The sequence below is a fragment of the Nonomuraea sp. NPDC004580 genome (assembly GCF_040609855.1).
Lineage (GTDB): Bacteria > Actinomycetota > Actinomycetes > Streptosporangiales > Streptosporangiaceae > Nonomuraea > Nonomuraea salmonea.
Genome location: NZ_JBEXLH010000012.1, coordinates 1 through 12,657 on the forward strand (window position 1 = coordinate 1; position 12,657 = coordinate 12,657).

Consider the following 12,657-nt stretch of genomic DNA (forward strand, 5'->3'; position numbering starts at 1 on the left):
ATCCGCTGCCTCAAACGCTACATCGCCCGCGAGCTCTACCAGATCATCACCAGAACCGATCATGAAACCAGCGCTTGACATCAATAGGAGCATCCCCGGTTCAGGCGCCGAGAGCCTGGCATTCGCGGCACGTTGCAACAGCTGGGTCAACGGCGGCTGCGGAGGGCGGCTTCAATGCGCAGCCCGACGCCCACCAGGGCGATCCCGATGAAGATGGTCACCCACAGCGGAGAATCATCCGATGCCGCATTCGCCTGGACGATGGCGAGCAGCAGGCCCAGGACGATGGCGATGAGGCCCGCCAGCCCGATGGCCTCGGGCGTTTCGTAGCGATGCCAGCCGGTCTTGGGTGGTTGCTCCGGTTCGGTCACGGCGGCGAGCATTCCACAGAATCATCAAGATCCGCCAGCGCAAAAGAAGGGGCCCTGCGTCGAGGGCCCCTTCCCCGCGAGAGAATCATGCTGGGTCGTCGGGCAGCATGATTTGATCGCTGTCAAAAATCATGACAAACAGCGTCAGAGGTGGCAGCGGGCCTCGTGACTGCGGCCCGAGCGGCGGGTGGGCGGGGGTTCCGGCGAGCCGGGCACCGCTTTGGGGTCAGGAGTGGGTCAGGGTTTCCCGGACGCCGTGTTTTGCGAAGTCGGACAGGGCGGTGCGGAGGTGGGTGGTGAAGTCTGGGTGGCCGGTCAGGTCGGGGGCCACCGCGGCGAGCAGGCGTTCGGGGGCGTGGGCCAGGCGGCGGAGGTCCTCTGCTCGGGGGTCGTTGACGTCCACCGGGTGGCCTGCGTCGTCTACGGAGACGGTGACGTGTCTCAGCCAGGCGGCCACCGCCAGGCAGGTCCAGCGGGGGAAGGCGCCGGCGGTCAGGCGGTCGCGGGCGGTGCCCAAGAGGCGGATCGGGACCTTCAGGGAGCCGTCGATGGCTATTTGGGCGCAGCGGTGGCGCAGCGCGCGGTTGCGCATTCTGCTCACCACCTGTTCGCCGTACGAGGGCAGGTCCACGCCGGGAGGCGGGGTCAGGGTGGGCAGGACGTCCTCAGAGAGCAGTCGCTCGGCGAGGTGGGCGAGTGGCGGGTCGTCGAGGGCGTCGGCGATGTACTCGTGGCCGGTCAGCGCGCCCGTGTAGGCGAGCGCGCTGTGCACGCCGTTGAGCACCCGCAGCTTGGCCCGCTCGTACGGCTCCACGTCCGCGACGAACCGCGCCCCCGCCCGCTCCCAGGAAGGCCGCCCACCGGGGAAGTCGTCCTGGAGCACCCACTGGTTGAACGGCTCGGCCACCACGGCCGCCAGGTCCGGCCGTCCGGTCAGCCGTTCCGCGGTCGCGAGGTCGCCGGGGGTGGTGGCGGGCACCATCCGGTCCACGACGGTGGCGGGGAACGACACGCCTTCCGGCACGTTGCCGCAAGCGTGCTGCACGGCTTCACGTACGCGGGCGCCGTTGGCCAGCAGGTTGTCGCAACTGACCACAGCCACGGGACCGGCACCGGCGGCGGATCTGCGGGACAGCCCGGCCGCCAGCAAACCGATGGGGCTGCCGGGCGCGGTGTCGGCGTACGCCTTCTCGGTGATCGTCAGCGTGATCACCCGCACCGAGGGGTCGGCGACGTACCGGACGACCTCCTCGGCCTGGGTCGGCGCGTGCAGGGTGCGGCGGATGGAGGTGACCTCGGTGGCGGAGACACGTTCGCCGTCGCGTACCAGCAGCGTGTAGCGGTGGTCCTGGGCCCGCAGCGCGCGCACGACGTCGGGGGAGCGCGGCGCGACGGCGCAGATCGTCCAGCCGTCGCCCGCCTCCTGCGTGTGGACGGCCTGGTGGGCGCGGTGGAAGGCGCCGAGGCCGAAGTGCAGGATCATGACAGGAGCTCGGCGATGTCGATCGGACGCCGCTCGACGGCCGAGCGCCAGATCGCCTCGCCCGTCGCCACCGCGAGCGCCCCCTGCAGGGCGTCGGCGGGCAGGCCGAGCCGGAGCGACTCCGGCTCCGGCGTGCCGAACAGGTCGTTTCGGAGCACCGGGTCGGCGCCCTCGTGCCCGCCCTCGCGCACGATGACGTCGATCGTCTCCGGCGGGCCGAACAGCGGGGAGAACGTGAACGTGCCGGAATCGGGCAAAGGGGTGCCGTCCGGGGTCCTGCCATGGCGGGACTCGATCTGGCCGTGGGTGCCGCTGATCACCACGCGGTAGCCCTCCCAGGGTGAGGAGAAGTCGAGGGTGTACGCCATACTCGCGCCGTTCCGGTAGCGGACCAGCGCGGAGTAGGTGTCCTCGATGTCGATCTCGTCGTCGTACAGGTAGGTGTCGGTGGGGTATTGGTGCTCGTACGCGAGGCCGTACAGGCCGGTGCGCACACCGCCGGGCTCGGCGAGCGTGCCGCTGCCCGCCTGAGCCCGATAGTAGGGGTCGCGCTCGCAGAGGTCGGCCCCGGCGTACGGCTCCCCGGCCGCGTCGCGGGGGCGGTGCGGGCTGCCGGAGCCGTAGTAGGTGAGCGCCCCGTACGCGAAGACCCGCTCGGGGGCGGAGCCGATCCACCAGGAGACCAGGTCGAGGTGGTGACAACCCCTATGTCGCCGCGCTCGATGAGCGGCAGCACGAAGCTCGCCAGCCCTCGGCTGGACAACCCACGAATGACGTGCCGTTTCATACCGCTCGCCTCCGCAAGCGCAGTCATGCGATCCTCATCGGTTCCTGTGCCATGATGCCGGGGCGCGGCAATCGATGGCGGCAATGTCAGCATGCGCCTGCAAACGCAGTCGGCTTCGGCCGGTCCGGGCCTGCGATATGGTCGCCTTCGTTGCGGCGAACCAGGAGGGTCAGGCACATGCCAGTCACGCTTGCGGACGTCGCTCGGGCAACGGGGCTGTCCGCGTCGACCGTCTCGCGGGCGCTGTCCGATCCCGACAAGGTCAACGTGCACACGCGCGAAAGGGTTCGCCGCGCGGCCCGCGAATTGGGCTACGTCCCCAACCAGACGGCCCGCTCGCTGATCTCGGGGCACCACGACATCCTCGGCCTCATCGTGCCCGACATCGCCAACCCGTTCTTCCCGCCGATCATCAAGGCGATCCAGGCGCGGGCGGGCCTCAAGGGCAAGACCGTGATCATCACGGACGTCGACGAGCACCCCGGCGACGAGGTGGAGCGGGCGCAGATCCTCCGCAAGCGGGTGGACGGGCTCATCATGGTCTCGCCGCGCACCAGTGACGAGCGGCTCGCCGAGCTGGCCAAGCTCAAGCCCATCGTGTTCGTCAACCGGAGGGTCGAGGGCGCGGCCAACGTCCTAATCGACAACGCCGACGGCATGATCGAGGCCGTCGAGCACCTCAGCGCGCTCGGCCACCGCAAGCTCGCCTACCTCAACGGGCCCCGGCGTTCGTGGTCCAACGCGCAGCGGCGCAAGGCCGTCGTCGCGGCCTGCCTGGCGCAGGACATCGAGCTGGTCGAGTACGGCCCCTTCGAGCCGCAGGTCCAGGCCGGGGTGCGGGCCGCCGACCTGGTGCACGCCGGCGACGTCACCGCGGTCATCGCCTACGACGACCTGATCGCCCTCGGCCTGATGACCCGGTTGGCCGAGCGCGGCGTACGGGTCGGCCAGGACCTCAGCGTGATCGGCATCGACGACAGCCCGATGTCCGGCATGGCCTACCCGACGCTGACCTCCATCCACGTGCCCGGCACGGAGGCCGGGATGGCCGCCGTCGACCTCCTGCTCGACATGATCGCCAACCCGGCGGACGAGGAACCCCCGGTCGTCCAGCTCGAAACCCGCCTGGTGGTCCGCGGCTCCACCACCCCGGCCCCCACCCCCTGACCACCGACATTCCACACGTCTCGCAACCGGATGACTCTGGTCATGTGCTGTTCCCTTCTGGGCCGATCCACCTGCCGCGCAGGACGGTCGCCCACGGATGGAAGCCTTCGTCGAAGACGGCGAGATCGGCGTCTGCGCCGGGCGCGATCACGCCCTTGCGGCCGGTCAGGCCGAGCACCCGTGCCGGCGTGGCGGTGGCGGCGGCCACGGCCTCGGGTACGGGCCAGCCGAGGTCACCGGTCAGGTGGCGGAGCATGGCGGGCAGCGCCGAGGTGGAGCCGCCGAACGCGTCCGCGCCCACGACGAGCCCGACACCGTCGCCGACCTCGCAGGTCACGGTGCCGAGGCGGTAGCGGGCGCCGCGCGGCAGCCCGGCGCCGGGCGTACCGTCCGACACCACGCACAGGCGCTCGCCCACGCAGCGGCGGGCGATCTCCAGCAGCGCGGGCGGCAGGTGGCGGCCGTCGGCGATCACCTCGGCGGTCAGGTGGTCGGCGGCCAGCGACTCCTCCAGCAGGCCAGGCAGCCGCCACGGGCCCTGCCTGATCGTGCTCGACTGGCCGCTCCACAGGTGGGTGACGTGGGAGAGCCCGGCGGCGACGGCCGCGCGCAGGTCGTCGCCGCGTGCCTCGCTGTGACCTGCGGCGACGACCACCCCGGCGGCGGCGAGGCGGGCCGTGGCCTCGACGGCGCCGGGCAGCTCGGGGGCGAGCGTGATCATGCTGAGCACGTCGCGATGCTCCACGAGCACGCCGACGTCCGCGGTGGTCGGCGGGCGCAGCACGGCGGGATCGTGCGCGCCGCACTGCGCCGCCGCCAGGAACGGCCCTTCCAGGTGGACGCCGAGCAGCTCCGCGCAGCCCTCGACGGTACGGTCCACGCCGCCGAACCCGGCCAGCAGCTCCTCCAGCCGCCCGACGGACGCCGACACCAGCGACGCCTGCACACTGGTGACCCCCTGCCCGGCCAGGCCACGCAGCACCGCGACCCCCTGGCCTGGCCCCTCGTCGAAGCACGCGCCCGCGAACCCGTGCACGTGCAGGTCGATCAGCCCCGGTGTGATCAGCCGCCCGCCGACGTCGATCACCGCCCCGTCGCGACGGCTCCCCCGTGGGGGCAGAGCCGCGACGCGCGCACCCGAGACGACCACGTCAACGTCATTCCGAACCCCCTCGGCCAGCACCACCCGGCCACCGGTCAGGATCACCTCCACGTCACCACGCTCTCGGATGGGGGCCGCCGGTCAGGGTCGCGTCCGTGGCGTCGCGGACGCCCTCAGAAGGGATCACGTCGGCGCCGCCCTTGAACCGGAGCAGCCGATCACCGCGGCAGGTCGAGCTTGCCGGCGGAGTCGGGGTCGAGGAACAGGGTGGCGCGGGGGGTGCGGCGGAGGATCGTGGCGGGGCAGGCGGGTGAGACGGGGTCGGTGAGGGTGGCGGCGACGGCGGCGGCCTTGCGCTGCTCGGGGACGCACACCTGCACCGACGCGGCCGTCAGCAGGGCGGGCACGGTGAGTGAGATCGCGGTGGCGGGCACGTCGGCGACGGTGGCGAAGTGGCCCTCGCCGACCTGCTGCTCGCGCGAGCGCTGCGTCAGCGTGATCACCCTGGCCCACCGGTCGTCGTCGAAGCGCGCCTGGTGCGGCTCGTTGAAGGCCAGGTGGCCGTTCTCGCCGATGCCCATGCACACCAGGTCGAGCGGCAGCGTACGCAGCTCGGCCTCGTAACGGGCGCACTCCGCCTCGGGGTCGGGGGCGTTGCCGTCGATGTAGTGGACGGCGGCGGGCGCGAACGGGTCCTCGATGCGCTCCTTGATCCACCGGCGGAACGAGGCGGGGTGGTCGGCCGCGATGCCGACGTACTCGTCCATGTGGAAGACCGTCACCCGGTCCCATGGGATCTCCTGCTCGCGCAGCGCGTCGGTGAACGCGTACTGGGAGTTTCCCGTGGCGATGACGACGCGGGCGGCGCCGCGCCGCGCCACCGCGTCCCCGATGGTCGCGGCGGCGCGCTCGGCCGCGGCGCGGCCGAGGTCCGCCTCGCTCGGGTGAACCTCGACGGGCAGGCTGTCCGCCGTGAATCGGGTCAGAGGGGTGGACAAGGTGCTCCTCCTCGGGGTGGGCGTACACCACCATAATGCAAACGTATGCAGCACTTGCAAGGAGGAGCAGCGATCGGCCCGGCGCGATTGCGGTGATCTCCGTGGATGCGATTGCCACACGAGCGTCCGTGCGGCAATCGCTACAAGCCGGCTACGGGCGGCGGGCGTCCGTCCGCCGGCGTTCGTGCCTGATGGCGAGCCTGATCGTCCAGTAGAGGAAGAAGAGGACGACTGCCGCTGGAATGATCCAGTAGAACAGCAGCATCATCACTTCGGGCAACCCGATGTTCACCGCGTCGATCCTCCTCCGGGACGGCAGGCGTCCAGCATCCCTCAGGCGTTTACGCGCGTACAGCGGATCATCGATCGCGCGGGTCCTTCAGCGAGCGCATGGTGTCGACCAGGGTCTCATGGATGTACTCCAGCTCCGGCGAGGTGAAGTCCGTCCAGTCGCCGGCGTCCTCTGTGGTGTCCTCTGTGGTGTCCTTGGTGGCGTCGGTCGACCAGGACGCCTCGTCCGAGCCGCTCCAGGTGCTCTCGGCCGCCGCCGGGTCGTGGCGGTACACCCACCACAGGTTCCCCCACGGGTCCTGGAAGCGGGCGAGGGTGTCGCCGAAGAAGTCGGTCGGGCGGGTCACGATGCGGGCCCCGCGCGCCGCCGCCCGGTCGAGGGTGGCCTCGACGTCGTCCACGTAGACGCGGGTGAGCGCCGGCGTGAACGGCCAGTCGGGCTTGCGGTCGGCGATGGTCAGCAGCGAGTCGCCGACGCGCAGCTCGGAGTGCAGGATGAGCCCGTCCTTGTCGTTCGTACGGGCCTCGGGCACGTCCACCGCACCGAACACGGCCATGAGGAAGTCGATCAGTCCGGCGGCGTCGTCGGTGACGACGAACGGGTTCACGGTGTTGGAACCCGCGGGCACTGCGGTCATGGTGCGTCCTTTCAGCAAGCTGAACGAAGGGATGCACGCATGGTCGCCAGCGGTGCGGCCACTTGATGTCCTGAATGCGGCCGCTTTTCAGAGGGGGAAGCGGCCGTCGCGCCACTGCCAGTGGCGGCCCGCCTTGAGGTGGTCGATGACCGCCCGCTGGAGCGCGGTGCGGCGCGGCAACTGGTCGAGCGGCGTGGTCAGCGTACGGAAGACGAACCGCAGCACCTCCACGTCGGCGTCGATCCCCTTGGGCTCCTCGTACGGCTCCAGCTCGAACCTGCGCTGGAACCGCACGATGTTGGAGTCGGCCGGCAGATATTCGCTGAGCTGCGGATCGAGCAGCCACGAGCCGCACGAGAACGCCGTGTGCTGCTCGTCGGGGAAATGGCGGGGGAAGAACGCGCGGGCCCGGTCGAGTGAGGCGTCGATGGCCTCGGGGGTCAGCGGACCCGACTCGGGGATGTGCAGCTGAACGGCGGTGTCGCCGCGGTGGAACTGCAGCCGGCCCAGCTCGTAGAGGCCGCCGCGAACGTGCAGCGTCAGCCAGTTCTGGATGACCGGCCAGCCCTCGCGCGCCATCCGCCGGTCGATGGCGAGGTTGCGGCCGAGGTCGGCGAGCGTCGTCCAGGACACGTCCTCGGGTACGCCGTGGTCGCGGTGGTAGCCGAGGACGACGTCGATCAGCGCTAGGTAGGCGTAGACGTACAGGTGCCGCCAGGCGGGGCCCCGATCGCGCGGCAGCGCGGGGCCGAACGACAACCAGCCGTAACCGCCGAGGTCGGCGCGGACCATGGCGGTCGCGCGGTCGAGCAGCCAGCGCAGCTCCGGCGTCCACAGCGGGGAATCGGGGTCCGGCCAGCCCTGCATGATCTCGGCGGCGTCGTCGGGGCGTACGGCGAGCCGGTCGAGGATCGCGGGGGCGTCGGCCTTGGCGGGCAGCGGCGCGGACGGGAGATCGCCGGCGAGGCGATGCACGCGCTCGACGTCCTCGAGGGGAACCCCGAGCCGGGAGGCGATGTCGTCAAGCTTCATCTCGCCGACTTTACCTGCGAGAGGTTAGGATACAACTGTATCCATAAGGGCGTCGCCACCATGCCTGACCAGCCGTCCGCCTTCACCAGCGACCGCTACCACGCCGTCCACGACCGCGTGCTCCAGGAGCTGTGGCCGGGGCCCGTCGACGCGCTGTCGGTCGAGGCCCCGAGCTGGTCGACGCCGAGCCCCTGCACCTATGCCTGACCCAGCGTCAGGACAGCAGGCCGTCGCCGTCCGCGCTCATCGTGCGCCGGCTCATCAGGGACCGGGCGGGCGAGCTGGTCAGCTGATGGCGCAGGTGTTCACGAGGTCACCCGAGGTCGCGCGGGGGACGGTGGCGCTGCGCGGCGGCTGCTTGCCGCGGTCCGTCCAGCGCTCCAGGGCCTCGAACGCCGTCCGCATGCACGGCAGCAGGGGCCGCATGCGGTCGGGGAACATGTCGTACTCGATGTCGAGGTGCGAGGCGCCCTCCATGCGGTAGTAGCGGTGCAGCGCGCCCCTGCCCTGCTCGCGCACGGCCTGGGCGTACGCGTCGCCGTGCACCCTGATCGGCAGCAGCGTGTCGAGCGTGCCCATCACGGTGATCAGCGGCTTGCCGATGCGGCCGGAGTGGGAGGCCCGCCGCACGGCGTCGTGCACGCTCTTCGGACGATCGGCGTAGTCGTAGTCGGCGTCGCAGTTGGGCGTGCCGCTCTGGCAGTACGGGATGCCGGCGTCCAGGTCGCCGTCGAAGCCGGGGTCCACCTCCTCGCGGTAGCGGCGCTGGGTGCCGTCCCACAGGACGCTGTGGTTGAAGTCCCACAGGAACTCCGAGCCGGGCGCGAAGCCCGCCCGCAGCATCGCGGCGTGCGCTTGCTCGTCGCCGGTCGCCTTGTACTTGGGGTATTCGCGCAGCGCCACCGGCAGGTACGTCAGCGCGTTGCGCTGCTGCCTGCCCGGCGGCCAGTAGGTGCCTTCGGAGTCGACGCCGCCGTCGTACAGCTCGGGGTGGTTCTCCAGCGCCCACCGGACGAGCTGGCCGCCGTTCGAGATGCCCATCGCGTACGTCCTGCGCGCCTGCCGGCCGTAGTGGCGGGCGACGGTGGCCTTGGCGGCGACCGTCACCTCGGTCATCCGGTGGTACCACTCCCTGATGGCGTCCCCGGGCCGCTTGCCGTCGTGGTAGAAGTTCGCGTCCACGTTGCCCTTGTCGGTGGAGGCGTAGGCGTACCCCTTGGCCAGCACGAAGTCCGCGATCGTGTAGTCGTTGGCGTACTGGCGGCGGTTGCCCGGTGCGCCGGCGACGACCAGCCCGCCGTTCCACCGCTCGGGGAGGCGGATGACGAACTGGGCGTCGTGGTTCCAGCCGTGGGTGGGGTTGGTGGTGGAGGTGTCGGCGAAGTAGCCGTCGATCTGGATGCCGGGCACGCCGCTCGGGTTGCGGGTGCCGGCCGCGTGCAGGCCCTGCCAGTCGGCCTGGTCGGTGTGGCCTGAGGCGACCGTGCCCGCCGTGGTGAGGTCGTCCAGACAGGCGGCGACCTGGTGCTGCGCGCCTGGCACGCGCAGCCGGTTCATGCCGTGGCAGCGGGCGTCCGCGGCGGCGGGGGACGCCACCGGCGCCAGGGGGATCGCCACGAGCGCGGCCATCAGGGCGGAGAGAGACGTTCGGCGAGTCTTTCCGAGGAGGGACAGAGGCATGTGCGACTCCCATCGATCAGACGGACGCCATGCTGATCCAGCGTTCCCGGCGCGGCGACGTACGTGGTCTCCACTGTTCGGCGGCGACCTGTGGAGAGGGTGTCCACCGGTTCGCCGGTGAGCGCCCGATCGGCCGGCCGGAAAGCCGGAACAGGCGGCGGATGCCGCGTACCGGTGTGTGTCACCGCATAGCGGGCGGTCCGAATGTGTGGGTGCCTCACCTGGTCCGCCATCGTGGGCGCGACCTAGCGTTCACGGTGTCCGAGGTCGCGTTGTGACACGTGAGGAGGGCGCATGGGAGCAGGCCCCACGGGGTCCGCGGGCCCCGCGGCGCAGGAGGCGAGCCCGCCCGCCGGGCCGGTGCTGCGGGCGCGCGGGCTGGTCAGGGAGTTCCGCGGGTTCCGCGCCGTGGACGGCGTCGATCTCGACGTTGCCGAGGGCAGCGTACACGCGCTGGTGGGGCCCAACGGCGCCGGCAAGACCACCCTGTTCAACCTGCTCACCGGCTTCCTGAAGCCCACCGCGGGCAGCGTGGTGATCGACGGGCACCGGGAGCTGGTCGGCCGCAGCCCCGAGGCGATCAGCCGGCTCGGCGTGGCGCGCTCGTTCCAGATCACCAGCCTGTTCACCGACCTGACCCCGCAGCAGCACGTGGAGCTGGCGCTGGCCGGGCCGACCGGCCTGGGCTGGCGGTTCTGGCGCTCTCACCGGGCACTGGAACGCTTCGCCGCGCCCGCCGCCGAGCTGCTGGACCGGGTCGGGCTCGCGGGGCACGCGGGCGTACCGGCCGGCTCGCTGTCGTACGGCCGCAAAAGGGCACTCGAGCTGGCGCTCGCGCTGGCCATGGACCCCAAGGTGCTGCTGCTCGACGAGCCGACCGCCGGGATGGGCGTCGAGGACGTGGACCGCACCATCGAGCTCGTCCGCACGATCCGCGCGGGCCGCACCGTCGTCATGGTGGAGCACAACATGAACGTGGTCGCCAGCCTCGCCGACCGGGTGACCGTGCTGCAGCACGGCAAGGTGCTGGTCGAGGGCGCGTACGCCGAGATCCGCCACGACCCCCGCGTCATCACCGCCTACCTCGGAGACTTCGATGCTGCGCGTTGAAGGACTGTCCGCCTGGTACGGCGAGGCGCAGGCGCTGCGCGAGGTGTCCATGCGGGTCGACGAGGGCGAGATCGTCACCCTGGTCGGCCGCAACGGCGCCGGCAAGACCACGCTGCTGCGCTGCCTGATGGGCCTGCACGGCACGTACGGCAGGACGACCGGCACGATCGCGCTGTCCGGCGCCGACATCACGGCGCTGCCCCCGCACGCCAGGGCCAGGCGCGGCCTCGGCTACGTCCCCGACGACCGCGGCATCTACGCGACGCTGTCGGTGGAGGAGAACCTGACGCTGGCGCCGCCGGTCAAGGGCGGCGGCCCCCAGCCGTGGTCGCTGGAGCGCGTCTACGAGACGTTCCCGCACCTGAAGGAGCGGCGCCGCTCGCCCGGCACCACGCTGTCGGGCGGCGAGCAGCAGATGCTGGTGCTGGCCAGGGTGCTGCGCACCGGCGCCAGGCTGCTGCTCTGCGACGAGCCCACCGAGGGCCTGTCGCCGCTGTTCGTGCAGCGCATCGGCGAGATCCTGCGCGAGGTGCGCGCGGCGGGCACGACGGTGCTGCTGGTCGAGCAGAACGTGCACTTCGCCGCCACGGTCGCCGACCGCCACTACCTGCTGGCCGAAGGGCGGATCGTCGAGTCGCTCGACCGCGACCAGGTACGCGAACGCGAGCACCAGCTCCTCGAATACCTCGGAATCTGACGACATATGGACGACTCGCCACCCCTGAGGAAGACAGAACGGTAGAGGAGATGCCGCACATGAGAATCACGGGCTGGAGCGGCGGGCTGGCCGCCGCGACGCTGGTGCTGGCCGGATGCGGCGGCGGGCCCGGCGGTGGCGGCGGCGCGATCAGCGACGGCGGGGTGGTGCTGGCCGTGCTGAACGACCAGTCGGGCATCTACGCCGACACCTCGGGCCGCAGCACGGTCGAGGCCGTCAAGATGGCGGTGGACGACTACCGCGCCGAATACGGCGACAAGGCGGTGGCCAAGAAGGTCGAGGTGGTGGCCGCCGACCACCAGAACAAGCCCGAGATCGCCAACTCCAAGGCGCAGGAGCTCTACGACCGCGAGCACGCCGACGTCATCCTCGACGTGCCCACCTCGTCGGCCGCGCTCGCCGTCGCCACGGTCGCCAAGAACAAGAAGAAGGTCTTCATCGACGTCGGCGCCGCCAGCACCGAGCTGGAGGGCAAGGCGTGCAACAAGTACACCTTCCACTACGGCTACAACAGCTACATGCTGGCCCACGGCACCGGCACCGAGGTCACCAAGGACGGCGCCGAGAACTGGTACATCGTCTACCCCGACTACGCGTTCGGGCAGGACATGAACAAGACGTTCAGCACCGCCATCCAGGAGGCCGGCGGCTCCGTCGTGCAGTCGGACCCGACGCCGTTCCCCAACGACAACTTCTCCACGTTCCTGCTCAAGGCCCCTGGCCTCGACCCGAAGCCGCAGGTGCTCGGCACCATGCACGCCGGCGGTGACCTGATCAACCTGGTCAAGCAGTACAACGAGTACAAGCTGCGCGACAAGGGCGTGCGACTCGCGCTCGGGCTGCTGTCCATGAGCGACATCCACTCGCTCGGGCCCGACGCCCTGGCCGGCACCCGCTACACCACGATGTGGGCCTGGACCTTCGACGAGCAGACCAGGGCCTGGGCCGACAGGTTCCAGGCCAAGGTCGGCAAGCGGCCCACCTCCAACATGGCCGCCAACTACTCGGCCGCCCTGCAATACCTCGAAGCCGTGCAGCGCGCCGGCACCGACAACTCCGACAAGGTGGTCGCGCAGCTCGAAGGGCACTCCATGGAGGACATGTTCGTCCGCAACGGCACCATCCGTGCCCAGGACCACCTGCTGCTGCACGACGCGTACCTGACGGAGGTCAAGGCGAAGAGCGAGGTCAAGGAGCCGTACGACTACGAGAAGGTGCTCAAGACCATCCCGGCCGCTGAGGCGTTCCAGCCGCAGCCCGACCCGGCCTGCAAGCTGTAG

The 12,657-nt window shown here is 70.9% G+C and carries 13 protein-coding genes and 1 pseudogene; 5 read left to right on the forward strand and 9 right to left on the reverse strand.

From position 1 onward, the window contains the following. Positions 1 to 146 precede the first annotated feature (146 nt). The 3 genes and pseudogenes from ABZW11_RS15045 to ABZW11_RS15055 form a co-directional block, all read right to left on the reverse strand. The gene (locus ABZW11_RS15045) at positions 147 to 383 is read right to left on the reverse strand and encodes a hypothetical protein (protein ID WP_355416700.1); all 237 of its coding nucleotides are present in this window, start codon (positions 381 to 383) and stop codon (positions 147 to 149) included. 214 nt (positions 384 to 597) lie between these two features. After that, positions 598 to 1,854 (reverse strand): mannitol dehydrogenase family protein, encoded by a 1,257-nt coding sequence (locus ABZW11_RS15050; RefSeq protein WP_355416703.1) that lies wholly within the window; start codon positions 1,852 to 1,854, stop codon positions 598 to 600. Then, positions 1,851 to 2,552, reverse strand: a pseudogene (locus ABZW11_RS15055) (Gfo/Idh/MocA family oxidoreductase); the annotation flags it as partial. The gene ABZW11_RS15050 and the pseudogene ABZW11_RS15055, both read right to left, overlap by 4 nt. A gap of 266 nt (positions 2,553 to 2,818) precedes the next feature. On the opposite strand from ABZW11_RS15055, the gene ABZW11_RS15060 reads away from it, so the two are divergent. After that, a complete protein-coding gene (locus tag ABZW11_RS15060; protein WP_355416705.1) occupies positions 2,819 to 3,808 on the forward strand; it encodes a LacI family DNA-binding transcriptional regulator in 990 nt (329 codons plus the stop codon). Between the two features lie 40 nt (positions 3,809 to 3,848). On the opposite strand, the gene ABZW11_RS15065 is transcribed toward ABZW11_RS15060, so the two are convergent. From ABZW11_RS15065 to ABZW11_RS15085, 5 genes are all read right to left on the reverse strand, one after another. Beyond that, complete coding sequence (locus ABZW11_RS15065) at positions 3,849 to 5,021, reverse strand: amidohydrolase family protein (protein ID WP_355416708.1); 1,173 nt, start codon at positions 5,019 to 5,021, stop codon at positions 3,849 to 3,851. Positions 5,022 to 5,128: 107 nt separating this feature from the next. Further along, positions 5,129 to 5,908: a glucosamine-6-phosphate deaminase gene (locus ABZW11_RS15070; protein WP_355416711.1), complete on the reverse strand. Its 780-nt coding sequence runs from the start codon at positions 5,906 to 5,908 to the stop codon at positions 5,129 to 5,131. 151 nt (positions 5,909 to 6,059) lie between these two features. Beyond that, a complete protein-coding gene (locus ABZW11_RS15075; RefSeq protein WP_355416714.1) occupies positions 6,060 to 6,200 on the reverse strand; it encodes a hypothetical protein in 141 nt (46 codons plus the stop codon). A gap of 67 nt (positions 6,201 to 6,267) precedes the next feature. Then, complete coding sequence (locus tag ABZW11_RS15080; protein ID WP_355416717.1) at positions 6,268 to 6,837, reverse strand: VOC family protein; 570 nt, start codon at positions 6,835 to 6,837, stop codon at positions 6,268 to 6,270. Between the two features lie 87 nt (positions 6,838 to 6,924). Then, positions 6,925 to 7,869 (reverse strand): acyltransferase domain-containing protein, encoded by a 945-nt coding sequence (locus tag ABZW11_RS15085; protein WP_355416720.1) that lies wholly within the window; start codon positions 7,867 to 7,869, stop codon positions 6,925 to 6,927. A gap of 60 nt (positions 7,870 to 7,929) precedes the next feature. Between ABZW11_RS15085 and ABZW11_RS15090 the strand changes: the two genes are divergently transcribed. Further along, positions 7,930 to 8,076, forward strand: a complete 147-nt coding sequence (locus ABZW11_RS15090) for a hypothetical protein (protein ID WP_355416723.1) — start codon at positions 7,930 to 7,932, stop codon at positions 8,074 to 8,076. Positions 8,077 to 8,154: 78 nt separating this feature from the next. Here the strand turns inward: ABZW11_RS15090 and ABZW11_RS15095 are convergent, their stop codons facing one another. After that, on the reverse strand, positions 8,155 to 9,486 hold the full coding sequence (locus ABZW11_RS15095) for a tannase/feruloyl esterase family alpha/beta hydrolase (RefSeq protein WP_355416726.1): 1,332 nt from the start codon (positions 9,484 to 9,486) through the stop codon (positions 8,155 to 8,157). A gap of 357 nt (positions 9,487 to 9,843) precedes the next feature. Between ABZW11_RS15095 and ABZW11_RS15100 the strand changes: the two genes are divergently transcribed. Genes ABZW11_RS15100 through ABZW11_RS15110 form a run of 3 tightly spaced genes read left to right on the forward strand, consistent with a single transcriptional unit; the run spans position 9,844 to position 12,657 of the window. Further along, entirely contained in the window at positions 9,844 to 10,659 is an 816-nt protein-coding gene (locus ABZW11_RS15100; RefSeq protein WP_355416729.1) for an ABC transporter ATP-binding protein, read from the forward strand. After that, the gene (locus ABZW11_RS15105) at positions 10,646 to 11,356 is read left to right on the forward strand and encodes an ABC transporter ATP-binding protein (protein ID WP_355416732.1); all 711 of its coding nucleotides are present in this window, start codon (positions 10,646 to 10,648) and stop codon (positions 11,354 to 11,356) included. Before ABZW11_RS15100 ends, ABZW11_RS15105 begins: the two co-directional genes overlap by 14 nt. A 59-nt stretch (positions 11,357 to 11,415) precedes the next feature. Further along, complete coding sequence (locus ABZW11_RS15110) at positions 11,416 to 12,657, forward strand: ABC transporter substrate-binding protein (protein WP_355416735.1); 1,242 nt, start codon at positions 11,416 to 11,418, stop codon at positions 12,655 to 12,657.